Origin of the sequence: Paraburkholderia hospita, from assembly GCF_002902965.1 — a bacterium.
GTDB classification, from domain to species: domain Bacteria; phylum Pseudomonadota; class Gammaproteobacteria; order Burkholderiales; family Burkholderiaceae; genus Paraburkholderia; species Paraburkholderia hospita.
Genome location: NZ_CP026105.1, coordinates 252,504 through 277,123, shown reverse-complemented (window position 1 = coordinate 277,123; position 24,620 = coordinate 252,504). Strand labels below are relative to the sequence as shown.

25 protein-coding genes are annotated in these 24,620 nt (G+C 63.2%); 21 read left to right on the top strand and 4 right to left on the bottom strand.

Annotated features, from left to right (window positions below):
* The first annotated feature begins 2 nt into the window (after positions 1-2).
* The 11 genes from aceK (at position 3) to bioB (ending at position 13,291) form a co-directional block, all read left to right on the top strand.
* Positions 3-1,829, top strand: a complete 1,827-nt coding sequence (aceK, locus tag C2L64_RS01160; protein WP_079500077.1) for a bifunctional isocitrate dehydrogenase kinase/phosphatase — start codon at positions 3-5, stop codon at positions 1,827-1,829.
* Between the two features lie 60 nt (positions 1,830-1,889).
* A complete protein-coding gene (can, locus tag C2L64_RS01155; RefSeq protein ID WP_086918053.1) occupies positions 1,890-2,666 on the top strand; it encodes a carbonate dehydratase in 777 nt (258 codons plus the stop codon).
* A complete protein-coding gene (locus tag C2L64_RS01150; protein WP_086918054.1) occupies positions 2,659-3,849 on the top strand; it encodes an acetyl-CoA C-acetyltransferase in 1,191 nt (396 codons plus the stop codon). The genes can and C2L64_RS01150 overlap by 8 nt, the downstream gene beginning before the upstream one ends.
* A gap of 61 nt (positions 3,850-3,910) precedes the next feature.
* Positions 3,911-4,588 (top strand): SDR family oxidoreductase, encoded by a 678-nt coding sequence (locus C2L64_RS01145; RefSeq protein ID WP_007577805.1) that lies wholly within the window; start codon positions 3,911-3,913, stop codon positions 4,586-4,588.
* 36 nt (positions 4,589-4,624) lie between these two features.
* Positions 4,625-5,755: an acyl-CoA dehydrogenase family protein gene (locus C2L64_RS01140; RefSeq protein ID WP_079498189.1), complete on the top strand. Its 1,131-nt coding sequence runs from the start codon at positions 4,625-4,627 to the stop codon at positions 5,753-5,755.
* 18 nt (positions 5,756-5,773) lie between these two features.
* Positions 5,774-6,220: a YchJ family protein gene (locus tag C2L64_RS01135; RefSeq protein ID WP_079498192.1), complete on the top strand. Its 447-nt coding sequence runs from the start codon at positions 5,774-5,776 to the stop codon at positions 6,218-6,220.
* A gap of 548 nt (positions 6,221-6,768) precedes the next feature.
* A complete protein-coding gene (locus tag C2L64_RS01130) occupies positions 6,769-8,052 on the top strand; it encodes a dienelactone hydrolase family protein (protein WP_090834935.1) in 1,284 nt (427 codons plus the stop codon).
* A gap of 845 nt (positions 8,053-8,897) precedes the next feature.
* On the top strand, positions 8,898-10,259 hold the full coding sequence (gene bioA, locus C2L64_RS01125) for an adenosylmethionine--8-amino-7-oxononanoate transaminase (protein WP_176133760.1): 1,362 nt from the start codon (positions 8,898-8,900) through the stop codon (positions 10,257-10,259).
* Positions 10,259-11,443: an 8-amino-7-oxononanoate synthase gene (bioF, locus tag C2L64_RS01120; protein ID WP_079484085.1), complete on the top strand. Its 1,185-nt coding sequence runs from the start codon at positions 10,259-10,261 to the stop codon at positions 11,441-11,443. The genes bioA and bioF overlap by 1 nt, the downstream gene beginning before the upstream one ends.
* Positions 11,440-12,159, top strand: a complete 720-nt coding sequence (bioD, locus tag C2L64_RS01115; RefSeq protein ID WP_007577816.1) for a dethiobiotin synthase — start codon at positions 11,440-11,442, stop codon at positions 12,157-12,159. Before bioF ends, bioD begins: the two co-directional genes overlap by 4 nt.
* Before the next feature lie 73 nt (positions 12,160-12,232).
* Positions 12,233-13,291, top strand: coding sequence for a biotin synthase BioB (gene bioB, locus C2L64_RS01110; protein ID WP_090834933.1), 1,059 nt, complete (start codon positions 12,233-12,235; stop codon positions 13,289-13,291).
* Positions 13,292-14,182: 891 nt separating this feature from the next.
* Here bioB and C2L64_RS01105 read toward each other — a convergent pair.
* Positions 14,183-15,208: a sulfate ABC transporter substrate-binding protein gene (locus tag C2L64_RS01105; RefSeq protein ID WP_090834932.1), complete on the bottom strand. Its 1,026-nt coding sequence runs from the start codon at positions 15,206-15,208 to the stop codon at positions 14,183-14,185.
* A 279-nt stretch (positions 15,209-15,487) separates the two neighbouring features.
* Between C2L64_RS01105 and C2L64_RS01100 the strand changes: the two genes are divergently transcribed.
* Positions 15,488-15,769, top strand: coding sequence for a hypothetical protein (locus C2L64_RS01100; protein ID WP_079498214.1), 282 nt, complete (start codon positions 15,488-15,490; stop codon positions 15,767-15,769).
* Between the two features lie 28 nt (positions 15,770-15,797).
* Here the strand turns inward: C2L64_RS01100 and C2L64_RS01095 are convergent, their stop codons facing one another.
* A complete protein-coding gene (locus C2L64_RS01095) occupies positions 15,798-16,400 on the bottom strand; it encodes an RBBP9/YdeN family alpha/beta hydrolase (RefSeq protein ID WP_090834931.1) in 603 nt (200 codons plus the stop codon).
* 40 nt (positions 16,401-16,440) lie between these two features.
* On the opposite strand from C2L64_RS01095, the gene C2L64_RS55815 reads away from it, so the two are divergent.
* The 7 genes from C2L64_RS55815 to C2L64_RS01065 all read left to right on the top strand — a co-directional run bounded on the left by C2L64_RS55815 (position 16,441) and on the right by C2L64_RS01065 (position 20,760).
* The gene (locus C2L64_RS55815; RefSeq protein WP_256211173.1) at positions 16,441-16,575 is read left to right on the top strand and encodes a hypothetical protein; all 135 of its coding nucleotides are present in this window, start codon (positions 16,441-16,443) and stop codon (positions 16,573-16,575) included.
* A 56-nt stretch (positions 16,576-16,631) separates the two neighbouring features.
* On the top strand, positions 16,632-17,573 hold the full coding sequence (locus C2L64_RS01090) for a 2-hydroxyacid dehydrogenase (RefSeq protein WP_090834930.1): 942 nt from the start codon (positions 16,632-16,634) through the stop codon (positions 17,571-17,573).
* A gap of 94 nt (positions 17,574-17,667) precedes the next feature.
* Entirely contained in the window at positions 17,668-18,594 is a 927-nt protein-coding gene (locus tag C2L64_RS01085; RefSeq protein WP_090834929.1) for a hydroxymethylglutaryl-CoA lyase, read from the top strand.
* A 21-nt stretch (positions 18,595-18,615) separates the two neighbouring features.
* Positions 18,616-19,146, top strand: a complete 531-nt coding sequence (locus C2L64_RS01080; protein WP_007577823.1) for a YbaK/EbsC family protein — start codon at positions 18,616-18,618, stop codon at positions 19,144-19,146.
* On the top strand, positions 19,143-19,391 hold the full coding sequence (locus tag C2L64_RS01075) for a DUF1289 domain-containing protein (protein WP_079484079.1): 249 nt from the start codon (positions 19,143-19,145) through the stop codon (positions 19,389-19,391). Before C2L64_RS01080 ends, C2L64_RS01075 begins: the two co-directional genes overlap by 4 nt.
* The gene (locus C2L64_RS01070; RefSeq protein WP_007577826.1) at positions 19,388-19,843 is read left to right on the top strand and encodes a MaoC family dehydratase; all 456 of its coding nucleotides are present in this window, start codon (positions 19,388-19,390) and stop codon (positions 19,841-19,843) included. The genes C2L64_RS01075 and C2L64_RS01070 overlap by 4 nt, the downstream gene beginning before the upstream one ends.
* On the top strand, positions 19,840-20,760 hold the full coding sequence (locus C2L64_RS01065) for an MBL fold metallo-hydrolase (RefSeq protein ID WP_090834928.1): 921 nt from the start codon (positions 19,840-19,842) through the stop codon (positions 20,758-20,760). Before C2L64_RS01070 ends, C2L64_RS01065 begins: the two co-directional genes overlap by 4 nt.
* 206 nt (positions 20,761-20,966) lie before the next feature.
* Here C2L64_RS01065 and C2L64_RS01060 read toward each other — a convergent pair whose 3' ends face one another.
* Positions 20,967-21,866, bottom strand: coding sequence for a DMT family transporter (locus C2L64_RS01060; protein ID WP_090834927.1), 900 nt, complete (start codon positions 21,864-21,866; stop codon positions 20,967-20,969).
* A 113-nt stretch (positions 21,867-21,979) separates the two neighbouring features.
* Between C2L64_RS01060 and C2L64_RS01055 the strand changes: the two genes are divergently transcribed.
* Entirely contained in the window at positions 21,980-22,465 is a 486-nt protein-coding gene (locus tag C2L64_RS01055) for an Lrp/AsnC family transcriptional regulator (RefSeq protein ID WP_007577831.1), read from the top strand.
* A 31-nt stretch (positions 22,466-22,496) separates the two neighbouring features.
* Here C2L64_RS01055 and C2L64_RS01050 read toward each other — a convergent pair whose 3' ends face one another.
* Positions 22,497-23,387 (bottom strand): alpha/beta fold hydrolase, encoded by an 891-nt coding sequence (locus C2L64_RS01050; protein ID WP_090834926.1) that lies wholly within the window; start codon positions 23,385-23,387, stop codon positions 22,497-22,499.
* Positions 23,388-23,650: 263 nt separating this feature from the next.
* Here C2L64_RS01050 and C2L64_RS01045 point away from each other — a divergent pair, with 263 nt between their 5' ends.
* Positions 23,651-24,610, top strand: coding sequence for an NAD(P)H-dependent flavin oxidoreductase (locus tag C2L64_RS01045; protein WP_007577836.1), 960 nt, complete (start codon positions 23,651-23,653; stop codon positions 24,608-24,610).
* Positions 24,611-24,620 lie beyond the last annotated feature (10 nt).

Genomic DNA, 24,620 nt, shown 5'->3' with positions numbered 1-24,620 from the left:
ACATGAATCACTTTCCCAAACTGCTGTCGTCACAGATCGGCTTCGACGTCGCGGAGACGCTGCTCGCGGGGTTCGACCGGCATTACCGGATCTTCCGCGAAGCGGCGATCCACGCGAAAGACCTGTTCGAAACCGCCGACTGGCACGGCCTGCAGAAACTCGCGCGCGACCGGATCACGTCGTATGACGAGCGCGTACGCGAGTGCATCGAAAAGCTCGAGGACGAATACGACGCCGAGAGCATCGACGACGAAGTCTGGCAGCAGATCAAGCTGCACTACATCGGACTTTTGACGTCGCACCGCCAGCCCGAATGCGCGGAGACGTTCTTCAATTCGGTGTGCTGTCAGATCCTGCATCGCTCGTACTTCAACAATGATTTCATCTTCGTGCGGCCCGCGATTTCGACCGAGTACATCGAGAACGACGAGCCGGCAGCGAAGCCGACGTATCGTGCGTATTACCCCGGCAGGGACGGCCTCGCCGTCACGCTCGAGCGCATCGTCACGAACTTCCAGTTCAACCCGCCGTTCGAAAACCTGCCGCGCGACGTCGAATGCGTGATTCAGGCGCTGCACGACAACTTCGGCACCTTCAACGAGGCGCCCAATTTCCAGATTCACGTGCTGTCGTCGCTGTTCTTCCGCAACAAGGCGGCGTACATCATCGGGCGTATCATCAACGGCGACATGATGGTGCCGTTCGCATTGCCGATCCATCACGTGAAGCCGGGCCTGCTCGCAATCGATGCGCTGCTTTGCAAGCGCGATCAGCTGCTGATCATTTTCAGCTTCGCGCACTCGTACTTCCTCGTCGATATGGAAGTACCGTCCGCGTACGTCGAATTTCTCGGCAGCATTCTGCTCGGCAAGCCGAAGGCGGAAATCTATACGTCGGTGGGCTTGCAGAAGCAGGGCAAGAACCTTTTCTATCGCGATCTGCTGCAGCATCTGAGGCATTCGAGCGACCGGTTCATCATCGCGCCCGGCATCAAGGGCATGGTGATGCTCGTGTTCACGCTGCCGTCGTTTCCGTACGTGTTCAAGCTGATCAAAGATTCATTCCCGCCGCCGAAAGAAACGACGCGCGCGCAGGTGGTGGGCAAGTATCAGCTCGTCAAGCGACATGACCGTCTGGGACGCATGGCCGACACGCTCGAATATTCGAGCGTCGCGTTGCCGCTGTCGCGCCTCGATCACGCGCTCATTCGCGAGCTGGAAAAGGAAGCGCCGTCGATGCTCGAATACGAAGGCGATAATCTCGTCATCAGGCATCTGTATATCGAGCGGCGCATGGTGCCGCTCAACATTTTCCTGCAGAACGGCACGGACGCCGACGTCGAGCACGGCATCCGCGAGTACGGCAACGCGGTGAAAGAACTGATGCAGGCAAACATCTTTCCCGGCGACATGCTGTACAAGAACTTCGGCGTCACGCGGCACGGACGCGTCGTGTTCTACGACTACGACGAGATCGAATACCTCACCGATTGCAATGTGCGCGCGGTGCCGCCGCCGCGCAACGAGGAAGACGAGATGTCGGGCGAGCCGTGGTACACAGTCGGTGCGCATGACATTTTTCCGGAGACGTACAACACGTTTTTGCTCGGCGACACGCGCGTGCGCGAATATTTTCTCAAGCATCACGCGGATTTCTTCGACCCTGCGCTCTGGCAAAAGCACAAGGATCACATTCTCCGAGGCGAGTTGCCCGACTTCTATCCGTACGACGGTAGCCTGCGTTTTTCCGTGCGCTATCCGGAACGGTTCGCAGCGGATCAGGACCACGCCGCCAATGCATCCACCAAGCCGACGGTGCGCGCAGCATGAAAGCGCACGCCGTCCACGATCGAACAACATCAAACAACCAGATTTACGTCGGAACGAATCATGACTACGAACGCTTCTGCTACTGAACATCCCCTCGCGCATCTGTTTGCGAACAACGATGCCTGGGTCTCGCACAAGCTCGAACAGGACCCTGAGTTTTTCTCGCGGCTCGCGCATCAGCAGGCGCCTGAGTATCTGTGGATCGGCTGCGCGGATTCGCGCGTGCCCGCCAACGAGATCATCGGCCTGCCGCCGGGCGAAGTGTTCGTTCACCGCAATATCGCGAACGTCGTCGTGCACTCGGACCTCAACTGTCTGTCCGTGGTCCAGTTCGCCGTCGATCTGCTGAAGATCAAGCACATCATGGTCGTCGGCCACTATGGCTGCTCGGGCGTCGGTGCGGCGCTGCACGGCCGGCGCGTCGGTCTCGCCGACAACTGGCTGCATCACGTGCAGGACGTGCGCTCGAAGCACGCTGCGCTGCTCGAACAATGGCCGATGGGCGAAGCGCGGCATCGCCGCCTCGTCGAACTGAATACGATCGAACAGGTCGTCAACGTGTGCCGCACGACAATCGTCAACGACGCATGGGCGCGCGGCCAGGACCTCACCATTCACGGTTGGGTGTATGGCGTCCATGACGGCCGCGTGCGCGATCTCGGCATGACGATCAAAGATCCGTCGAGGCTGGAGGAGACCTACACCAGTTGCGTCGCGGCCGTTTCCGCGAACCGCGCGCACACGGCTGACAACGACATGGTCGCCGCCGACGCCGAAAAGCTCGGCGACGTGGCCGCTGTCGTTCACGGTGTTATCAAGGAGATGAAACATGAGTGAGACAAAAGATGCTGTGGTCATCGTTTCCGTCGCGCGTACGCCGATGGCCGCGTTCCAGGGCGAGTTCGCGTCGCTGACGGCGCCGCAGCTCGGCGCAATCGCGATCAAGGCAGCCGTCGAACGCGCGGGCTTGAAGCCCGAACAGGTCGAGGAAGCCGTGATGGGCTGCGTGCTGCCCGCGGGCCAGGGCCAGGCGCCCGCGCGTCAGGCGGCGCTCGGCGCGGGCCTGCCGCTGTCGACGGGCTCGACGACCGTCAACAAGATGTGCGGCTCCGGCATGCGCGCGGCGATGTTCGCGCACGACATGCTCACGGCCGGCTCCGTCGACGTGATCGTCGCGGGCGGCATGGAGAGCATGACGAACGCGCCGTACCTGCTGCCGAAGGCGCGTGGCGGCATGCGCATGGGCCACAGCCAGGTGATGGACCACATGTTCCTCGACGGTCTCGAAGACGCCTACGAGAAAGGCCGTCTGATGGGCACGTTCGCCGAAGAGTGCGCAGGTTCGTACGATTTCACACGTGAGTCGCAGGACAAGTTCGCCATCGAGTCGCTGACGCGCGCGAAGCGCGCCAATGAAGACGGCTCGTTTGCATGGGAAATCGCGCCCGTCACGATCGAAGGCAAGAAAGGCAGCGTCACGGTCGAGCGCGACGAACAACCATTCAAGGCGAATCTCGACAAGATTCCGACGCTCAAGCCCGCGTTCAGCAAAACGGGCACGGTGACGGCCGCGAACTCGTCGTCGATCAGCGACGGTGCGGCCGCGCTCGTGATGATGCGGGAATCGATGGCGAAGAAGCTAGGCGTGACGCCGCTCGCGCGCGTCGTCGGCCACGCCACTTTTGCGCAGGAACCGGCGAAGTTCACCACGGCGCCTGTCGGCGCGATCCGCAAGCTGTTCGACAAGAACGGCTGGAAAGCGCAAGACGTCGATCTGTACGAAATCAACGAAGCGTTCGCCGTGGTCACGATGGCCGCGATGAAAGAGCACGACCTGCCGCACGACAAGGTCAACGTGAACGGCGGCGCGTGCGCGCTTGGCCATCCGATCGGCGCATCGGGCGCGCGTATTCTCGTCACGCTGATCGGCGCGCTGAAAAAACGTGGCCTGAAACGCGGCGTCGCGAGCCTGTGCATCGGCGGCGGCGAAGCGACGGCGATGGGCGTCGAGCTGGTCTGACGCATCGTTCGAATGGCGGCGCGCGGCGGCCCGCGCGCAACGAGTCACGACAGGACATCTCATGAAGACAGTGTTGATCGTAGGCGCGTCGCGCGGCATCGGACGCGAGTTCGTGAAGCAGTATCGGCACGATGGCTGGCGTGTGCTCGCCACCGCGCGCGACGAGGCGTCGCTCGGTGAACTCGTCGCGCTCGGTGCCGAAGCGTTTTCGCTCGATGTCGCGGCACCCGAGGACATTGCCGCGCTCGGCTGGAAGCTGGACGGCGAGCGGCTCGATGCCGCCGTGATCGTGTCGGGCGTGTACGGGCCGCAGACGGAAGGCATAGAAACCGTCACCGCCGACGACTTCGACTTCGTGATGACGACCAACGTGCGCGGGCCGATGCAACTGATCCCGGTTCTGCTGCCGCTCGTCGAAGACGCGCGCGGCGTGCTGGCCGTGCTGTCGAGCCGCATGGGCAGCATCAGCGAGGCGACGGGCACGACGGGCTGGCTGTATCGCGCGAGCAAGGCGGCGCTCAACGACGTGCTGAAAGTGACGTCGCTGCAGACGCGCCACGCCACCTGCGTTTCGCTGCATCCCGGCTGGGTGCGCACCGACATGGGCGGCGCATCGGCTGCCGTCGATCCCGCACATAGCGTGCGCGGCATGCGCGAAGTGCTGGCGCAGGCGTCGAGCACGCCGCATCTCTTTCACGGCCGGTTCTTCCAGTACGACGGCACGGCGATCGACTGGTAACGGCAAACATCACACAAATAATCAGGAGACACCCGCATGTTGCTCGATCAGGACCACCTGATGATCCGCGACGCGGTGCGCACTTTCGTGCGCGACGCCGTGACGCCGAACGCCGCGCAATGGGACCGCGACCGTAAGTTTCCCGCCGACGTGCATCGTCAGCTCGCCGAACTCGGCGCGTACGGCGTGCTCGTGCCGGAGGAATACGGCGGCGCCGGGCTCGACGCGCTCGCGCTCGCGCTGATACTCGAAGAGATCGCGGCGGGCGACGGCGGCACGTCGACGGCGATCTCGGTCAACAATTGCCCCGTGTGCAGCATTCTTCTGACGTATGGCAACGAGCAGCAGAAACGCGACTGGCTCACGCCGCTCGCGCGCGGCGAAATGCTCGGCGCGTTCTGCCTCACCGAACCACAAGCGGGGTCGGATGCATCGGCGTTGCGCACCACTGCCACGCGCGACGGCGACTCTTACGTGCTCAACGGCGTCAAGCAGTTCATCACGAGCGGCAAGAACGGCAATGTCGCGATCGTGATGGCCGTTACCGACAAAAGCGCCGGCAAGCGCGGCATCAGCGCGTTCGTCGTGCCGACGGACACGCCCGGTTACGTCGTCGCGCGGTTAGAGGAAAAGCTCGGCCAGCATTCGTCCGATACCGCGCAGATCGTCTTCGACAATTGCCGCGTTCCCGCCGCCAACCTGATCGGCGCGGAAGGCGAAGGCTACCGGATCGCGCTGTCGGGGCTCGAAGGCGGGCGCATCGGCATTGCCGCTCAGAGCGTCGGCATGGCGCGCGCGGCGTTCGAAGCGGCCCTTGCGTACGCAAAGGAGCGTGAAAGCTTCGGACAGCCGCTCTTCGCGCACCAGGCCGTGCAGTTCCGGCTCGCCGACATGGCGACGCAACTCGAAGCGGCGCGTCAGTTGATCTGGCACGCAGCATCGCTGAAGGACGCGGGCCAGCCGTGTCTGACGGAAGCGGCGATGGCCAAGCTGTTCGCCTCCGAGGCTGCGGAGCGCATCTGTTCGGCCGCACTGCAGATTCACGGCGGCTACGGCTATCTGAGCGACTTTCCCGTCGAACGCATTTATCGCGATGTTCGCGTCTGCCAGATCTACGAAGGCACCAGCGATATCCAAAAGATTCTCATCGCACGCGGACTGAGCTGAACCCCATCTCAATCTTTCATGACTGCATCAGCAAAACAACGTCCCACCGATTGCCCTTGCGGCGGCGCCGCGCCGAACCGGCGCGACTCGGACAAGCCGCCGCGTTTCGCGGATTGCTGCGGCCGGTTCATCGACGGCGGCGCGGCCGCGCCGACCGCGCTCGAACTGATGCGCTCCCGCTATAGCGCCTACGCGCTCGGCGAATCCCAATATTTGCGCGATACATGGGCGCCGCAAACCTGCCCCGCTGATCTAGACGCCGACCCGAGCGCAGCCGACGCGCCTCGCTGGCTAGGTCTGCAGATCAAACGCTTCACGCCGCTCGACGCTACGCACGCCGAAGTGGAATTCGTCGCGCGCTACAAGGTGGGCGGACGGGCGCATCGGCTGCATGAATCCAGCCGTTTTATCAGAGGCGACGATGGGCATTGGCGTTACGTCGATGGCGATGTAAGCGATCGCTGACGCTCGTATTCCGGTTGCGCTGCAACAACGTATCAAGCATCCCTTACATATCTCAAATAAGGGCCATTTCTGTAAGAAAATCAACGTGTTGGGTGGGCGCCACGTCCCTCAATTACCGATTCTTTCCGAATTGCCGCCGAAACCCGCCCCAAACGGCTTCGTGCACATCTGACAAAAGGAAATTCGTGCCGCAAGGGGTTTGTACTGAATTGCACAAATATAAATTGTCGTGCCAGGATGAGCCTACAGATGTTGCAGCGCTCCGTTGCGAGGTGGCGGTCCACCGCTCCCGCAGGATGTCCAGACGCACCGCCTGCTGACTCTTCAGCAGGCAAGCGATCAGGGGCATCGCGAGGCGCTCACTTCGACGCGTGGGGTCGCGTCGACCGGCTTCGGTTCATTCCAATGCGGTCTTGATCTGTCTGAGTGCGTGAACAACGCACCGTACGTGATTTTTTTGACCTTGTTTTGGCGTGTCACCGTACCGAAATCAGTTCTGCGGGCAACCGTAGGGAAGGTTCAGGCGCTTTTGAGAGCAGGTGTTGCGGATGGTGTTCAGCAAAGTTCTGACGGTATGTGCGATCTCGGCGGCCTTCGTGGCCAGCGCCGTGACGACCGCGCACGCGGACCCGCTCGCGGACGTCGAGGCCGGCCCGCTCGGCCGCGCGCAAGTGCAGCGCCTCGCGCTCGATGAAGACGGCTACCTGCCCGTCGTCAAGCTGAGCGAACAGATTGTCCGCATTCCCGTCGCCGCCGACGGCGATGTCGCCCTCGAAACGACCATCTACAAGCCCGAAGGTCCGGGCCCGTTCCCGATGGTCGTGTTCAACCACGGCAAGATTCACGGCGATCCGCGCATGCAGACGCGCAGCGATCCCGTGTCGCTGGCGCGCGAATTCGTGCGCCGCGGCTACGTCGTGGTCGCGCCGAACCGCCAAGGCTTTGCCGATTCGGGCGGCACGTATGTGCAGGATGGCTGCGACGTGACGCGCAACGGCATGAGCCAGGCCGCCGACGTCGCGACGACCGTCGACTACATGTCGAAGCAAAGCTACGTGGACGCGAAGCACATCGTCGTGGCGGGCACCTCGCACGGCGGCCTCGCGACGATTGCCTACGGCACGAACGCCGCGTCCGGCGTGCGCGGGCTGATCAATTTCTCCGGCGGCCTGCGCCAGGACGCCTGCACCGACTGGCAAGGCAATCTGACGCACGCCTTCGGCACGTACGGCGAAAAGACGCATGTGCCGTCGCTGTGGCTGTACGGCGACAACGACTCGATCTGGCCGTCCACACTCGTTTCGCAGATGTACACCGCGTACACCGACAACGCGCAGGGCAAGGGCGCGACCGCGAAAATGGTCGATTTCGGCTCGTACAAGAATGACGCGCACCGTCTGGTCGGCGATCGCGACGGCGTGCAAGTCTGGTGGCCGTCCGTCGAAGCGTTCCTCGCACGCGTCGGCATGCCGACGGGTGTCCAGTACCGCGTCGCCGAGCCGACGCAACCGAAGGCGACGCATTTCGCATCGATCGATGCCGTCGACTCCGTGCCATTCGTCGACGAAGCCGGCCGCGCCGGCTACCGTAACTTCCTGCATCAGTATCCGAGCCGCGCGTTCGCGGTGTCCGATTCGGGCGCATGGTCGTGGGCAGAGGGCGGCGACGATCCGATGTCGGTGGCCGTCTCCAATTGCCAGAAGCAGAGCGCGGACCCGTGCCACCTCTACGCGGTCAACGACGCCGTCGTGTGGAAAGACGGTGCAACCCAAACGGCGGACGCCGACTCCCCTTCGAAGAACGACAGCAAGCCCGCGCTGGCTAGCCGCTGATTCTCTCGCCGCCCGTTGCGTGTAGCGCGACGGGCAAAACTTCCTGACTTCCGCCGCTTTTCGAGCACGCGCCGCCACTGCGTCCTGCGCGCTCGCACATCCCACCGCACCTGAATCCGTTTGTGCAGGAACTGCTTGAAGCAGTCCATCGCCGCTTCGCTTCGTGCCCGGCCGTCGAAACGAGCGCGTGAGCAAGCTTTTCGACCGATCGTCACGCTGGCGTGCGCGATTTTTGTCAGTCCGCTCAGCACGGGTCGCCAGATAGCACGCGAGCTTATCGAACCCCGCATCCATCGCGCCGTAGACGCGCGCCCCTCTGCAGCTCCCTTTCGCCCTTGCCTGCGCCCGCACGCCCAGTACGCACTCGACAGAACGGCTAACACAGCCCCCACCGCATGCGCTCCCCGATACAGCCCTGAAAACGCCGACACACGGCCAGAATTTTTTCACAGGGGACCCATGACTTTGCCGTCGTCATCTACGGCCATCTGCCGTCTTTGAAAACGAACAGGCGCGAGCTGTCGCGAACCACCAGAAATTGCACGCAGGCCCTTGAAAACACGGGATTTTCAGGTAGTGCATCGCAGCGGAGTTCGCGCTAATCTCACCTCCGCTGTCGCAAAAAAGCGTGCTGCGGAGGCACTGCGAGCCTTTGCAGCGCATCGTCGCGGCAGCCAATCCGACGCCACGGAAAACGCCCGCAGTCGCCGTCTCCGACGCGCTGCCACTCACGCTTCCCGTCGCCGGATTCCAGGTGGACGTCAACCGTCCCGATTCGCCAGCAGCATTTGCATGACCGACCCGCACGACGCGCCGCGCCCCCAACGCCGCGCTCTGCCCGGTTCATGCCCGGAGCAGTTTTGAATACACAGGCAAACGAAGACTGGATCGCCCGCAGCCTGCGCGCTGTGTGGCATCCCTGTACACAGATGAAGCATCACGAGCGCTTTCCGCTCGTGCCCATATCGCGCGGCGCCGGCGCGTGGCTTTACGATCGCGCCGGACACCGTTATCTCGACGCGATCAGTTCGTGGTGGGTAAACCTGTTCGGCCACGCGAACCCGTGCATCAACGCGGCGCTGAAAGATCAGCTCGACACGCTGGAGCACGCGATGCTCGCCGGCTGCACGCACGAACCCGCGATCGAACTCGCCGAGCGTCTGAGCGCGCTCACGCAGAACACGCTGGGTCACGCGTTCTTCGCGTCGGACGGCGCGTCGGCTGTCGAAATCGCGCTGAAGATGAGCTTCCATTCGTGGCGCAATCGCGGCTACGACTACAAACGCGAGTTCGTCTGTGTCGCGAACAGCTACCACGGCGAGACGATCGGCGCGCTCGGCGTCACCGATGTCGCGCTTTTCAAGGACGCCTACGATCCGCTGATCCGCAATGCGCATGTCGTCGCGTCGCCCGACGCGCGTTTTGCGCGTGAAGGCGAAACGGCCGCCGACGTCGCGCAGCGCGCGCTCGCGGATGTGCGCTCGCTGTTCGAATCGCGGGCCGACAACATCGCCGCGCTGATCGTCGAGCCGCTCGTGCAATGCGCGGCGGGCATGGCGATGCACGACGCGTCGTACATCGCAGGCTTGCGCGCGCTGTGCGACCGCTATGGCGTCCATCTGATCGCCGACGAGATCGCCGTCGGCTGCGGACGCACGGGCACGTTCTTCGCATGCGAACAGGCCGGCGTGTGGCCGGATTTCCTGTGTCTGTCGAAGGGCATCAGCGGCGGCTATCTGCCGCTGTCGATCGTGCTGTCGCGCGACGAAATCTTCGCCGCCTTCTACGACGACGACACCACGCGCGGCTTCCTGCATTCGCATTCGTACACGGGCAATCCGCTCGCGTGCCGCGCGGCGCTCGCCACCCTCGACCTGTTCGCCAGCGACAACGTGCTCGTTGCGAACGAAAAGAAATCGGCGGCACTGCGCGCCGCGCTCGAACCGCTCGCGCAACACGCGCAGGTGCGCAATCTGCGCCAACGCGGCACGATCATCGCATTCGATGCCGTTATCGACGATGCCAATGCCGCGAAGACTTTCTCGCGCCGCTTCTTCGAAAACGCGTTGCAGCGCGAACTGCTGCTGCGCCCGATCGGCACGACCGTGTATCTGATGCCGCCGTACATTCTCGACGACGAAGAAATCGCGCTGCTCGCCGGGCGCACGCTGGCCGCCTTCGATGCGACATTGACGGAGGCGCGCTGATGCAGTTGCTTGAAACGCTCGAACAAGGATTGCAGGACATCGACGCACGCGGCCTGCGCCGCCGCCGCCGCACTGTCGATTCGCCGTGCTCCGCGCATATGACCGTCGACGGCCGCAACATCATCGGCTTTGCGAGCAACGACTATCTTGGCCTCGCCGCGCATCCGCTGCTCGTCGCGGCGATCGCGGAAGGCGCGCGCCGCTACGGCGCGGGCAGCGGCGGCTCGCATCTGCTCGGCGGCCATTCCCGCGCGCACGCGCAACTCGAAGACGACCTCGCCGAATTCGCGGGCGGCTTCGTCGACAATCCGCGCGCGCTGTATTTCAGCACCGGCTATATGGCGAACCTCGCGACGCTCACGGCGCTCGCGGGCCGTGGCACGACGCTGTTCTCCGATTCGCTCAATCACGCATCGCTGATCGACGGCGCGCGGCTTTCGCGTGCCGACATCCAGATCTATCCGCACGCGGATGCCGAAGCGTTGAGCGCGATGCTCGAAGCGTCGGACGCCGCCGTGAAGCTGATCGTCACCGACACCGTCTTCAGCATGGACGGCGATATCGCGCCGCTCGCGCGTCTCGTCGAACTTGCGGAGAAACACGGCGCATGGCTCGTAGTCGACGATGCGCACGGCTTCGGCGTGCTGGGCCCGCAAGGTCGCGGCGCGATTGCAGACGCCGCGTTGCGCTCGCCGCATCTGATCTCCATCGGTACGCTCGGCAAGGCTGCTGGCGTGTCGGGCGCGTTCGTCGTCGCGCATGAGACGGTGATCGAATGGCTGGTGCAGCGCGCGCGTCCGTATATCTTCACGACGGCGTCGGTGCCGTCGGCGGCGCATGCTGTGTCCGCGAGCCTGCGCATCATCGGCGGCGACGAGGGTGAGCACCGGCGTACGCATCTGCGTGCGCTGATCGGGCGCACGCGCGACATGCTGAAGCGCACGCCGTGGCTGCCTGTCGATTCGCACACTGCCGTGCAGCCGCTCATCATCGGCGCGAACGACGCGACGCTCGAAATAGCCGCCACGCTCGATCGCGCGAATCTGTGGGTGCCCGCGATCCGTCCGCCGACCGTGCCCGAAGGCACGTCGCGTCTGCGCATCTCGCTGTCGGCCGCGCATTCGCACAACGATCTCGACCTGCTCGAAACCGCGCTGATGAAGACGGCGGAGGCAGCGGCATGACCAACGCACTGTCCCTCTTCGTCACGGGCACCGATACGGAAATCGGCAAGACTTTGGTTTCGGCAGCGCTGCTGCGCGGCTTCGCACGCGAAGGACTGCGCGCAGCCGCGATGAAGCCGATCGCGGCGGGCGCGTCGCTGGTGGACGGCGTGCTGCACAACGAAGACGCCGATCAGCTCGACGCTGCCGCCAATGTGCTGTTGCCGCCTGAGATTCGTACGCCGTTCATGCTCAGGGAACCGGCAGCGCCGCATATCGCCGCCGCGCTCGAAAACGTGATGCTCGACATGACGCGCGTCGTCGACGCGCATAACGCGGCGCTGCAAATGGCCGATGTCGTCGTCGTGGAAGGCGTCGGTGGCTTTCGCGTGCCGCTCACCGACGCGCACGACACTGCCGATCTCGCGTTCGCATTGAATCTGCCTGTGGTGCTGGTCGTCGGCATGCGACTGGGCTGCATCAGCCACGCGCTGTTGACGGCGGAAGCGATCGCCGCGCGCGGCCTGCCGATTGCCGGCTGGGTCGCGAACCGCGTCGACCCGGAGATGCTGTTCCCCGACGAAAACATCGCGGCGCTACGCGACCGGCTCGACCGGCAGTACGGCGCGCCGTTGCTCGGCATCGTGCCGCATCTGAGCCCCGCGTCGGCGGATATCGCCGCGACGCATCTCGACACCAACCGGCTGCTGCAGACGCTGCGTGCCGCGCAGCGCTAGGCGCGCGCCGCTCGCTGCTGGCCTCTCGCCCGTTAAAAGCCTTCAAAAAATCAAATCATTGAGGATCGATTCCATGAGCCATATCACTACTGCTGCACTGCCCGTCACGCCTTCGCAGGCGGCCGCCGCTGCCGATACCGCCGCCACGCGCTGGCGCGTCGCCGACGTCGTCGCGCTGTACGATCTGCCGTTCAACGACCTGCTGTTCCGCGCGCAACAGGTGCATCGGGAGCATTTCGATGCGAACACCGTGCAACTGTCCACGCTGCTGTCGATCAAGACAGGCGGCTGCGAGGAAGACTGCGCGTACTGTCCGCAATCAGTGCATCACGACACGGGGCTGAAAGCCGAAAAGCTGATGGAAGTCGAAGACGTGCTGGCCGCCGCGCAAGTGGCAAAACAAAACGGCGCGACGCGTTTCTGCATGGGCGCCGCATGGCGCAATCCGAAGGACCGCCATCTCGAACCGATCAAGGACATGATTCGCGGCGTGAAGGCGATGGGCCTCGAAACCTGCGTGACGCTCGGCATGCTCGAAACGCATCAGGCGCAAAGTCTGCGCGACGCGGGTCTCGATTACTACAACCATAACCTCGACACGTCGCCGGAGTTCTACGGCCAGATCATTTCGACCCGCACGTATCAGGACCGGCTCGAAACGCTCGAACGCGTGCGCGACGCGGGCATCAATGTGTGCTGCGGCGGCATCGTCGGCATGGGTGAATCGCGACGCGAACGCGCGGGCCTGATCGCGCAGCTCGCGAACATGGAGCCGTATCCGGAATCGGTGCCCATCAACAATCTCGTGCAGGTGGAAGGCACGCCGCTGACGGGCACGGAAGCGCTCGACCCGTTCGAGTTCGTGCGCTCGATCGCCGTCGCGCGCATCACGATGCCGCGCGCCATGGTGCGACTGTCGGCCGGCCGCGAACAGATGAACGAAGCGCTGCAGGCGATGTGCTTCCTCGCCGGCGCGAACTCGATCTTCTACGGTGACCAGTTGCTGACCACGAGCAATCCGCAGGCGGAAGCCGACCGCAAGTTGCTCGAGCGCCTCGGCATTCGCGCGGAGGCGGCGCAGCAGATGCCGCTCGAGCGCAGCGGATACGAGCACGGATGTGACGGGCATTGATGTTTTTTGCCGCGATGCGGCTGCGTTGATCGACGCGGGCTGAACGTGAAAGGGCTGGTTTGGCCTTTCTTTTGGTTCATCGAGGATTTGGGACGTTAGACTTTTGTCCTGTGCGGACGCTGTTGGTGTTTTGCTTTTGCTGGCATCCGCGATTTGTTAGCGTGCGTCAAGCGTTGCCCCTGTGCGGGGCGGCACCTACTTTTCTTTGCCGCCGCAAAGAAAAGTAGGCAAAAGAAAGCGGCTAACACCGCCGCTCTTGTGTTTGCCTGAGGGCCCCCGACTGGTCTTATGCTTCACACGGCAGCATTTCTGTTCGCGTTCGTTGCCAACACGCTGAATGAGCGCCTCACCCGCTTCGAATACCCGTGCACAGGCTAGCGGCAGCGAATGGTATGTGCCGCCCAGGTGGCAAACTGTGTGTAGGTTGTCGCGTCGTATAGGGTAGCACTCTCACATGGTGGCACGCGCTATCGGTCCGAAGTGAGGCGTGTGTAGCGCTACGGCCTACACACAGTTTGCCACCTGGGCGGCGACAGAATATCTGGCACGGCATGCTGCGACGCGGGCGAGTGAAGCGGGTGAGGCGCTCATTCAAAGCGTTGGCAACAAACATGGGTCACTTGATTGCCGTGTGAAGCGTGAGACCGGTTGGGGGCCCTCAGGCAAACACAAGAACTGGCGGTGTTAGCCGCTTTCTTTTGCCTACTTTTCTTTGCGGCGGCAAAGAAAAGTAGGTGCCGCCCCGCACAGGGGCGACGCATGAAGCACGCTAACAAATCGCGGATGCCAGCGCAATGGCCAAAACACCGCCCGGCAACGCCAGCGCCACGTAGGCGCCGCGCAGATGCCAGCAAAAAAGCAAAAACAAAAACCAACCCCGACGCGCAGCGCCTACTTCCTGTCGACGATGATCTGATCGAACGTGCCGCCGTCGGCGAAGTGAGTTTGCTGCGCCTTCTGCCAGCTACCGAACACCTGCTCGACGGTGAACGTCTTCAGCGGCTTGAACTCGCTCGCGTGCTTCGCGAGCACGGCGGGATCGCGCGGACGCAAATGATGCTGCGCGATGATCTCCTGCGCGGGCGCCGTGTACAGATAGTCGAGATACGCCTGCGCTTCCTTGCGCGTGCCGCGCTTGTCGACCACCTTGTCAACGATCGCGACGGGCGGCTCGGCGAGAATGCTCATCGACGGATACACGGCCTCGAAGCTGCCCGCGCCCACGCCCGTGTCGATCAGCGACACTTCATTTTCGAACGTCACCAGCACGTCACCGATGTCGCGCTGCGTGAACGTCGTCGTCGCGCCGCGCCCGCCCGTATCGAGCACGGGAACGTTGCGGAAGATCGCCTTTTCGAAGTCGAGCGCCTGGGCATCCGTGGCGCCGTTCTGCTTCCTGTAACCCCACGCGGCCAGATACGTGTAGCGGCCATTGCCCGCCGTCTTCGGATTCGGGATCACGACCTGCACGCCGGGCTTCGCCAGATCGTCCCAGTCCCTGATGTGCTTCGGATTGCCCTTGCGCACGAGGAACACCATCGTCGTCGTGTACGGCGCGCTGTTGTCCGGCAAACGCGCGCGCCAGTTCGCGGGTACGAGCTGGCCGCGTTCGGCGAGCAGGTCGATGTCGTTCGGCTGGTTCATCGTCACGACGTCGGCCTGCAGTCCTTGCAGCACCGACAGTGCCTGCGCGCTCGATGCGCCGTGCGACTGTTTGACCGATACCGTCTCGCCGCTCTTCTGCTTGTACGCCGCGATGAAGCCTGGATTGATGTCTTTGTACAGCTCGCGCGTGACGTCATACGACACGTTGAGCAGCGATGCATCCGCATGCGCGCTCTGCGCGGCGCCGAGCGAAAGCGCCAACGTCATGAAGCCAGCCGCGAGCCTGCGCGTTTGATCCCCTCTGCCTGCCATCTTTTCCCCGCTTGTTAATGATGAAGCATGTCGCCGCGACGCTGCGGCTGGAGCAGCGATTCTAGCGGATCGATTCGCGCGACTCCTGAGAGCGCCTGGATTAATTCCTACGTCGTCCGGCCAGGTTTCTCGACATGGTAGTCACGCGTACGATTGGTTCATAACGGTGCTCGCGAATCGCGGATCGTCGCGTTGCAGCGTAATTTAACGTTGTTCGTCCGTTGGGTTTCTGATCATCCAGAACCCTGCTTAAGAAAGATTTTGCTTAGGATTGTGCGAATGGAAACGCTAGAAAAACCCCTTGTGAAGCGCCGCTTTCACACGCTTCGACTAATTCACGGTGGTCTCAATATGGAGGCACGTATGACCCGGGCTGAAACCACAATCGAACATATTCTCCAGGACCTCGAAGACCTCAAACGTGAAGTGCGTGAGTTGAGGACCTATGTCGACCAGCGCTTCAGCGCGCTGGAAAGTATTATGCGCACCGAATTCCGCCTGCTGTGGGCGGCGAACTTCGCGCTCGCCGGTCTGCTGGCGAAGGGCTTCCACTGGATCTGATGCATATGGCCTTGCCTGGCCGCAGCGGCTAGTTGAATACCTGCGTGGCGAGCGCCTCGTCCTCATCGCGAAACCGCAGCGGCGCGGCGCAATGCGCGAGCGTGTCCACGAAGTATTTCGCGCGCGGCCAGGGTCCAAAGCCCGCGGAGGTATTGATGTGACCTGCGTCGCCCAGATTGACGAACGCGCTGCCCAGATGCCTTGCCAGCTCGCGCGCGTCGGCAAGCGCCATCCACGGGTCGGTCTCGCTGCCGATCAAAATGGAAGGCACGCCAAGACGGCGTGCGTCGAAAGCACCCGCAAACTTGAACTTCTTCGGGCTGGCAGGTGCGACGAATAGCACGCCCGCTATATCGGCAACTGGCACGCCCTGTTGCAACGCGTGCGCGGCAGCCAGGCATCCGAAGCTGTGCGCTGCGAGCACGAACGGCCCGCGCTCCTTCGCCAGCACGTCGCGTACGGCTTGCGCCCATCGGGCGAGATCAGGCGCATCCCAATCCGCCTGCTCGACTCGCAAGGCGCGCGGGAATTGACGCTCCAACCAGGTTTGCCAGTGTGCCCCTTCGCTGCCGTGCACGCCCGGCACGGTCACGAGCCGTGGCGGCCAGATCGATCGGGTGCACGAAAACATGATTCTTTCCTCGTAGCGGGAATCTGGAAATCATTGTCGCGTGGGCGGCGCATGGCTTGAACCAATTTTTCGTGCTTTGCATATCGGCGTGCCGCTGCGCGTGCTGGCTTGCGCCCGCATCGTGCGCCTCGCGGCTGCGGGAATGCGCGCGAAGGTCGGCGAAAAAGTAGAATGAAGCCTATCCATAAAAGCACCCCGCTTCTGGCGACAGCAACGCTCAACCGGCCACGCATGAAAGTCCTTTTCTATACACCGCAATCCGAGGCCGACGTCTGGCTGCGCGACCTGTCGCGCGCACTGCCAGGCGTCGACCTGCGCGAATGGCAACCGGGCGACAACGCCCCCGCCGATGTCGCCGTCGTCTGGAAGCCGCCGCGCGAGATGCTCGCCGGCCGCGACGACTTGCGCGCGATCTTCAACCTTGGCGCAGGCGTCGACGCGATCCTGAAGCTGGAGCGCGAGCATCCCGGCACGCTGCCGCGCAACGCGCAGCTCGTGCGGCTCGAAGATACGGGGATGGCGCAACAGATGGCCGAGTACGTGATGCACGCGGTGCTGCGTTACATGCGCCGCTTCGACGAATACGAACGGCTGCAGGCAGAACAGCGCTGGCATGTGCTCGAACCGCATGCGCGCGAAACGTTCACGGTCGGCGTGCTCGGTCTGGGCGTGCTCGGCTCGCATGTGGCGACGACGCTCGCCGCGGCAGGCTTCCCGGTGCGCGGCTTTAGCCGCCGCGCGCGCGAGATCGATGGCGTCGCGACCTTTGCGGGCGAAGCACAGTTCGACGCGTTCCTCGATGGCGTCAAAGTGCTCGTCAATCTGCTGCCGCACACGCCCGACACGGACGGCGTCCTCAACCAGCGCAACTTGTCGAAGCTCGCGCGCGGCGCGTACCTCGTCAATATCGCGCGCGGCGCGCATCTCGTCGAACAGGATTTGCTCGTTGCGTTGGAGCAAGACCAGATTGCCGCAGCCACGCTCGATGTATTCGTGGAGGAACCGTTGCCGTCGCAGCACCCGTTCTGGAAGCACCCGCGCATTTCGATCACGCCGCATATCTCGGCGTTGACGCTGCGCGAAGAAAGCCTCGCGCAGATTGCGCAGAAGATCGGCGCGTTGATGCGTGGCGAGCCGATCGGCGGAATCGTCGATATCGGGCGCGGTTATTGAGCGCCACGCAAGACCGCGTCACGCGGCAGCAAGTGACTTGCAGGGACGGGAGCAAGCGCCAAAGCGCCGGCTTCCGTCGACACAGGAGACAAACATGGCCATGCCACAAGCAGTGAAAATCGTCGAAGTCGGTCCGCGCGACGGACTGCAGAACGAGAAGGAATTCGTACCCACCGAGGTCAAGATCGAGTTGATCAATCGCCTGTCGGCGGCCGGGTTCAGGAATGTGGAAGCGGCTTCGTTCGTGTCGCCCAAGTGGGTGCCGCAGATGGCCGATGGCGCCGACGTGATGGCGGGCATCGAGCGTCGCGCGGGCACGATCTACTCGGTGCTGACGCCGAACCTGCGCGGCCTCGAAGGCGCTGTCGCCGCTCAGGCTGACGAGATCGTGATCTTCGGCGCGGCCAGCGAAGCATTCTCGCAAAAGAACATCAATTGCAGCATTGCGGAAAGCATCGAGCGCTTCGTGCCTGTCGCGCAGGCTGCAAAAGACAAAGGCCTCCGCATACGCGGCAGCGTGTCGTGTTCGCTGGGGTGTCCGTATCAGGGCGACGTGCCCGTCGCGTCGGTCGTCGATGTCGTTGAGCGTTTCGCCGCGCTCGGTTGCGACGAGATCGATATCGCCGACACGATCGGCGTCGGCACACCGAAGCGCACGCGTGAAGTATTCGCCGCCGTCACGCAGGTGTTTCCGCGCGAGCGCCTGTCGGGGCATTTCCACGATACTTACGGCCAGGCGCTCGCGAACATCTACGCCGCGCTGCAGGAAGGCATCGAGATTTTTCATGCGTCGGTTGCGGGACTCGGCGGATGTCCATACGCGAAAGGCGCAACGGGCAACGTCGCCACGGAAGACGTGCTGTATCTGATGAACGGACTCGGCATCGAGACGGGCATCGACCTCGCGCAAGTCGTCGAGATCGGTGATTTCATTTCGACGTCGATCGGCAAGCCGAACGTGTCGCGCGCGGGCAAAGCGCTACTGGCGAAGGCACGCAGCGAAAAGTCCACCTGCGTATGACTCATCACAGGAACACAACACATGTCGGATAACGCAACGGTACAAACACCTCACACGCCCGATCTGGATTCGCTGCCCGAGTCGGCGCGCCGCGTCGCGCTTTTGCTGCGCGAGCGCGGCCATGCCGGACAGGTCGTGATGCTGCCGGAAACGGGCAAGACGTCGGCGGAAGCGGCGGCGGGACTCGGCTGCTCGATCGCGCAGATCGCCAAGTCGATCCTGTTTCGCCGCCGCGAAGACGATGCGCCCGTGCTGATCATCGCAAGCGGCGCGAATCGCGTCGATGAAAAGAAGGTGGCGGCGCAGGTCGGTGAGATTGCGCGCGCGGACGCGAAGTTCGTGCGCGAGAAAACGGGTTATGCGATCGGCGGCGTGTGTCCGATCGGTCACGCAACGACGCCCGTCACGCTGATCGACGCCGATCTCCTCACGCTCGACAGCCTGTGGGCAGCCGCGGGTCATCCGCATGCGGTGTTCAATCTGACGCCGCAGGAACTGGCCACGCTGACGGGCGCGCCCGTCGTCGACGTGGCGTTGCGCGAGACGGCATGACAGCCGACACCGCTCGCGCTCAGGACACGGCGCAAACCATCGCGCCCGTTCCTTCGCCATGCATCAACGTGTGCCGGATGAATCGGTCCACGGGCCTGTGCGAAGGTTGCCTGCGCACGATCGACGAAATCGCGAAATGGTCTTCGTTCGATGACGCGGCTAAACGCGCGGTGTGGGATGAAATCGACAGGCGCCACGTCGACTTCATGGCGAAGCAGTCACCGAAACGCGAGGCGAAGACATGAACACGCCGCCGCGCGTCGTCACGGTCGGCGAGACATTCAGCGCGACGCTGAGCCTTGTTGCGGAATCGATCAAATCGTTCGCCACACTCGTGAACGACCTCAACCCGCTCCATCACGACGACGCGTACGCGGCGCAAAGCCGCTTCGGCGGCCTGATCGCCTCCGGCACGCAGCCGACCGCGCACTTCATGGCGCTGCTCGCCACGCACTTCTCGACCTACGCGCAGCCGCTCGGGCTCGAGTTCGACATCAAGCTGAAGAAAGCCGCGCACAGCGGCGACACGCTGACGATGACCTGGCGCGTCGTCGGCGCATTCTGGAAAGCGAGTCTCAACGGCGATCTGACACAGCTCGAAGGCAGCGTCGTGAACCAGCGCAGCGAAACGGTTGTGATCGGCAAGTCGACGATACTCGTGATGCCGAAGCCCGCCGCACAGGAAGGCGACGCATGATCGCGCTGCCGCCGTCGATACGCGTGTTCGAACGCGGCTGGCTGTCGTCGAACAATGTGCTGCTCGTCGACGAAGCAAGCGCGGCGCTCGTCGATACCGGCTACGCGTCGCACGCGGCTCAAACAGCGGCGCTCGTCAGACACGCGCTCGGCACGCGGCCACTCGACCTGATCGTCAACACGCATCTGCATTCGGATCACTGCGGCGGCAACGCGCAATTGCAGGCAAGGTGGCCATGCCGGACGCTGATTCCATCGACGGAAGCGGACGCTGTGCGCGAATGGGACGAGTCGCGTTTGACGTTTCGCGCAACAGGTCAATTCTGCGAACGTTTCGCATTCTCGGACACGATCGAACCGGGCACTCGCCTGACGCTCGGCGCACTCGACTGGGATGTGCTCGGCGCGCCGGGCCACGACCCGCATTCGCTGATGCTGTATTGCGCCGGGCAAAAGCTGCTGATCAGCGCCGACGCGCTGTGGGAAAACGGCTTCGGTGTGATCTTTCCGGAACTTGAAGGCGAAAGCGGTTTCGCAGAGCAACAGGCCGTGCTCGAACTGATCGGCACACTCGATGTTGAGACGGTGATTCCCGGCCACGGCGCACCGTTTTCCGATGTGCATGCAGCACTCGATCGCGCGTTGTCGCGCGTCGCGTGGCTGCGCGCCGACCCGGCACGCAACGCGAAAAACGCGCTGAAGGTGTTGATTGTGTTCAAGCTGCTCGACGCACGCTCGCTATCTTTCGATGCCTTGCTGCGTATGCTCGACGACGCAAGCGTGATGCGGGCCGCCGCATCGATGCTGAAGCCGCGCAGCGCATGGCCCGCACTGCTGCGTGAACTGATAGAAGGATTGGCGGCCGAGAATGGGCCGCTACGATTCGACGGCGAGCAGATCACTGCGCGCGCCGGTTGATTCGTGAGCCGAAGCCGCTTGCATGGCCGTATAAAAAGAAAGCCGCTCGGCTTTCGGTTCGAGCGGCGTAATTACTGTTGACGTGATCAGCGTCGAAGAAATAATACCCGCGCGTAGCTTTCGAACGCATCGGTGATTTCCCTACAGAATTGTTAACGCCGGCCTGACACCTTATTCGGATTCCGTACTATCGGTATGAAGTACCGTTATATGGAGTAGCGCCGCGTCGGCACGATGCGCCAGCCGAGATTCACGCCGGCCGCCGCAAGCAGGATCAACACCGCGCCAAGCACCTGAATCCACGCGAGCTTCTGTCCGAACGCGATCCGGTCGACGACGATCGCCACGACTGGGTAGATGAAAGACAGCGCGCCCGTCATCGCCGTCGGCAGCTTCTGGATGGCGCCGTACAGCAGCACATACATGATCCCCGTGTTCACGATGCCGAGCGTGACGAGCTGCAACCAGTGCACACCCGTCGTAGGCAACGCGTCGTACTGCACGAACGGTGCGAGCATGACGACGCCTGTCGTCACCGTGATCAGCGCGATAAGGTGCGGCGGTGTGTTCTTCAAGTGCTTTGTGATGATCGACGAAACCGCGTACAGGAAGGCCGCACCGACGGCAAACGCGACGCCTTGCAGATATTGTCCCGGCATCGCGAGCACAGCCGGCTCCACTTTCACGACGAACACGAGTCCGACGAACGCGATCAGCAGCCAGGCGACCGTCGATGCCGTCACGCGCTCGCGGAACACCAGCGCGCCGAGCGCGACGAGCATGAAAGGCTGTGTGCTGTAGACGGTGGTCGCCATCGAGATCGACGCGCGCGAGTAAGCGGCGAACAGCAGCACCCAGTTCATGACGATGGCCGCGCTGCCGAGCGTGGCGAGCGCGATCATCTTCCACGAAAACAGCTTGCGTTTGAGCAGTCCGAGGACGGCGCAGATCAGCAGCAGCGTCGCGCCGCCGAACAGGCATCGGAAGAACGCGACGTTCAGAGCCGATTGCTGCGACGAAACGACGAGCCAGCCAATCGTCCCCGACATCAGCATCGCGAGCGTCATCTCGAACGCGCCGCGCCGCACTTCGTTGTTTGCTGCCATCTGAAACTCTCCAGAAGAATCACATCTTGCGATCAGTGTAATTAATCCGAAGTGGCCAATACATATCTAAAATCAGGCAATCGAGCGAATCAACCTTAAATGCGAAGGCCCAAATGACAAAGCGCCTTAATCCCGACATCAGGCAAGCTCCCGCACCCGCGACGCTCGACGACACCGATCGCATGCTGCTCGCGAGTCTCGCCGACGACGCGCGCCAGCCCGTCAGCGAACTCGCGCGCAGCGTTGGACTCTCCGCGCCCGCGACGGCGGACCGTTTGCGGCGCCTCGACGCGCAAGGCGTGATCGAGCGCTTCACGGTGCAGATCGATCCGCGCGCGCTAGGCTACACGTTGCAGGCGATCGTGCGCGTGAAGCCGTTACCCGGTCAGTTGCATCTGGTGGAGGACGTGATTCGCCGCATTCCGGAGTTCGTCGAATGCGACAAGGTGACGGGCGACGATTGCTTCATCTGCCGCCTGTATCTGCGCTCGATCGATCAGCTCGACGAGATTCTGTCGAAAGTGACCGAGCGTGCGGAAACGAGCACCGCAATCGTCAAGTCGACGCCAGTGCCACGGCGCCTGCCGCCGCTCGCTTAAAGTAAGCGAGCGGCTCGAAAGCGCCCAGCAATCAAAGCTCCACGGCCTCGAAGAAGGACAACATCTCCGCGACGAGTTCGGCGGGCGCTTCCTCGGGAATGTAGTGGCCACACGGCAGCGAACGGCCGCTGACGTCGCGCGCAACCTTGCGCCATTCGGCGATCGGCTCGAAGCATTTTTCGATCACGCCTTCCGCGCCCCACAGCACGCGAAGCGGACAGGCAATCTTATGTCCGCGTTCGATATCGGCGCGATCGTGCTCGAGATCGATCGTCGCCGATGCGCGGTAGTCCTCGCACATCGCATGCACGGCGCCCGGCTGCCGCAAGGCCTTGCGATACTCGGCGAGCACCTCGGGCGCGAACGGCGCGAGGCCCGCGTGACGGCTACCCATCACGCGATCGACGTAGACATCGGGATTGCCTTCGATCAGCGTCTCGGGCAGCGGCTCCGGCTGGATCAGGAAGAACCAGTGGAAATAGAGCGTCGCAAACGTGCGGTCGGTGGCCTCGTACATCGCGAGCGTCGGCGCGATGTCGAGCAGCATCAGTCGTTCGACGGCATCGGGGTAGTCGAGCGCCATCCGGTGCGCGACCCGCGCGCCGCGATCATGCGCGCACACGAGAAACCGCTCGAAGCCGAAGTGGCGCATCACGGCGACCTGGTCGGCGGCCATCGCGCGCTTTGAATACGGCGCGTGCGTCTCGTCGCTCGGCGGTTTCGCCGACGCGCCGTAGCCGCGCAGGTCGGTCGCGATCACCGTGAAATGCTCGGCGAGTTGCGCCGCGCAGCGATGCCAGATCAGATGGCTCTGCGGATGACCGTGCAGCAGCAGCAAGGGCGGCCCTGCTCCGCCCTTGACTCCATGAATATCGACGTCGCCGGCCGTGACCCGAAAGGTTGTGAAGTCCGCGAAGAGCATGTCGGATCTCGTTGTCGTTGTAAGTCTGGGCATTGTAGAAGGCGAGTGTGTCGCGACGAGTGGGATAGCCCACGCTTTCGTAGAACCTGAACTCTCCTTCAAACGACACCAAACGAGCAACGCGGCCCAGACTCGCCTATAATCGAACGATCGTTCTTAAATTTGACGCTCGACGGCTGTTTGACGCGAAACGCGGACGGCAGCCGCTACACTCATATCGCCGGGCATCGGATGCACCGGCAGTCGATCTGGAGACTCGCACCATGGCCTTGCCCGCCGTCCTGCAGAACCTTGCTCTGCCCGTCGTCGCCTCGCCGATGTTCATCGTCAGCTACCCTGAGCTCGTGCTTGCGCAATGCAAGGCGGGGATCGTCGGTTCGTTTCCCGCGCTCAACGCGCGCCCGGCCGAACTGCTCGACGAATGGCTGACACAGATTCAGGCCTCGCTTGCCGAGCACAAGGCGGCGAACCCGGACGCTGTCATCGGGCCGATTGCCGTGAATCAGATCGTGCATCAGTCGAATGCGCGGCTCGAACACGACATTCGCGTGTGCGTCGAACACAAGGTGCCGATTTTCATCACGAGCCTGCGCGCGCCCGCGAAGGAGATCGTCGATGCCGTGCACAGCTACGGCGGCATCGTGCTGCACGACGTGATCAATCTGCGTCACGCGCAGAAGGCGCTGGATGCGGGCGTCGATGGTCTGATTCTCGTCGCGGCGGGTGCGGGTGGCCACGCGGGCACGACCTCGCCGTTCGCGCTGGTCGGTGAAGTGCGGCGCATGTTCGACGGCCCGATCGTGCTGTCCGGCTCGATTGCGAACGGCGGCTCGATTCTCGCCGCGCAGGCGATGGGCGCCGATCTCGCGTACATGGGCACGCGCTTTATCGCGACGAAGGAAGCACATGCCGTCGAAGGCTACAAGCAGGCGATCATCAACGCGAATGCCGCCGACATCGTCTACACGAACCTCTTCACGGGCGTGCATGGCAACTACATCCGCGAGAGCATCCAGAGCGCGGGACTCGATCCCGATGCGCTGCCTGAGTCGGACAAGACCGCGATGAACTTCGGCGGCGACAAGGCGAAAGCGTGGAAAGACATCTGGGGCGCAGGCCAAGGCGTGGGTTTGATGCACGATGTGCCGAGCGTCGGTGAGCTTGTTGCGCGTCTGAAGGACGAGTATCAGGCGGCGAAAACGCGGCTCGGGATTGGTCGCTGAATCGTTGGCA

Coding starts and splice junctions, on each gene's coding strand:
- aceK (WP_079500077.1), top strand. CDS start 3: ATGAATCACTTTCCCAAACTGCTGTCGTCACAGATCGGCTTCGACGTC.
- can (WP_086918053.1), top strand. CDS start 1,890: ATGACTACGAACGCTTCTGCTACTGAACATCCCCTCGCGCATCTGTTT.
- C2L64_RS01150 (WP_086918054.1), top strand. CDS start 2,659: ATGAGTGAGACAAAAGATGCTGTGGTCATCGTTTCCGTCGCGCGTACG.
- C2L64_RS01145 (WP_007577805.1), top strand. CDS start 3,911: ATGAAGACAGTGTTGATCGTAGGCGCGTCGCGCGGCATCGGACGCGAG.
- C2L64_RS01140 (WP_079498189.1), top strand. CDS start 4,625: ATGTTGCTCGATCAGGACCACCTGATGATCCGCGACGCGGTGCGCACT.
- C2L64_RS01135 (WP_079498192.1), top strand. CDS start 5,774: ATGACTGCATCAGCAAAACAACGTCCCACCGATTGCCCTTGCGGCGGC.
- C2L64_RS01130 (WP_090834935.1), top strand. CDS start 6,769: ATGGTGTTCAGCAAAGTTCTGACGGTATGTGCGATCTCGGCGGCCTTC.
- bioA (WP_176133760.1), top strand. CDS start 8,898: ATGCCCGGAGCAGTTTTGAATACACAGGCAAACGAAGACTGGATCGCC.
- bioF (WP_079484085.1), top strand. CDS start 10,259: ATGCAGTTGCTTGAAACGCTCGAACAAGGATTGCAGGACATCGACGCA.
- bioD (WP_007577816.1), top strand. CDS start 11,440: ATGACCAACGCACTGTCCCTCTTCGTCACGGGCACCGATACGGAAATC.
- bioB (WP_090834933.1), top strand. CDS start 12,233: ATGAGCCATATCACTACTGCTGCACTGCCCGTCACGCCTTCGCAGGCG.
- C2L64_RS01105 (WP_090834932.1), bottom strand. CDS start 15,208: ATGGCAGGCAGAGGGGATCAAACGCGCAGGCTCGCGGCTGGCTTCATG.
- C2L64_RS01100 (WP_079498214.1), top strand. CDS start 15,488: ATGGAAACGCTAGAAAAACCCCTTGTGAAGCGCCGCTTTCACACGCTT.
- C2L64_RS01095 (WP_090834931.1), bottom strand. CDS start 16,400: ATGTTTTCGTGCACCCGATCGATCTGGCCGCCACGGCTCGTGACCGTG.
- C2L64_RS01090 (WP_090834930.1), top strand. CDS start 16,632: ATGAAAGTCCTTTTCTATACACCGCAATCCGAGGCCGACGTCTGGCTG.
- C2L64_RS01085 (WP_090834929.1), top strand. CDS start 17,668: ATGGCCATGCCACAAGCAGTGAAAATCGTCGAAGTCGGTCCGCGCGAC.
- C2L64_RS01080 (WP_007577823.1), top strand. CDS start 18,616: ATGTCGGATAACGCAACGGTACAAACACCTCACACGCCCGATCTGGAT.
- C2L64_RS01075 (WP_079484079.1), top strand. CDS start 19,143: ATGACAGCCGACACCGCTCGCGCTCAGGACACGGCGCAAACCATCGCG.
- C2L64_RS01070 (WP_007577826.1), top strand. CDS start 19,388: ATGAACACGCCGCCGCGCGTCGTCACGGTCGGCGAGACATTCAGCGCG.
- C2L64_RS01065 (WP_090834928.1), top strand. CDS start 19,840: ATGATCGCGCTGCCGCCGTCGATACGCGTGTTCGAACGCGGCTGGCTG.
- C2L64_RS01060 (WP_090834927.1), bottom strand. CDS start 21,866: ATGGCAGCAAACAACGAAGTGCGGCGCGGCGCGTTCGAGATGACGCTC.
- C2L64_RS01055 (WP_007577831.1), top strand. CDS start 21,980: ATGACAAAGCGCCTTAATCCCGACATCAGGCAAGCTCCCGCACCCGCG.
- C2L64_RS01050 (WP_090834926.1), bottom strand. CDS start 23,387: ATGCTCTTCGCGGACTTCACAACCTTTCGGGTCACGGCCGGCGACGTC.
- C2L64_RS01045 (WP_007577836.1), top strand. CDS start 23,651: ATGGCCTTGCCCGCCGTCCTGCAGAACCTTGCTCTGCCCGTCGTCGCC.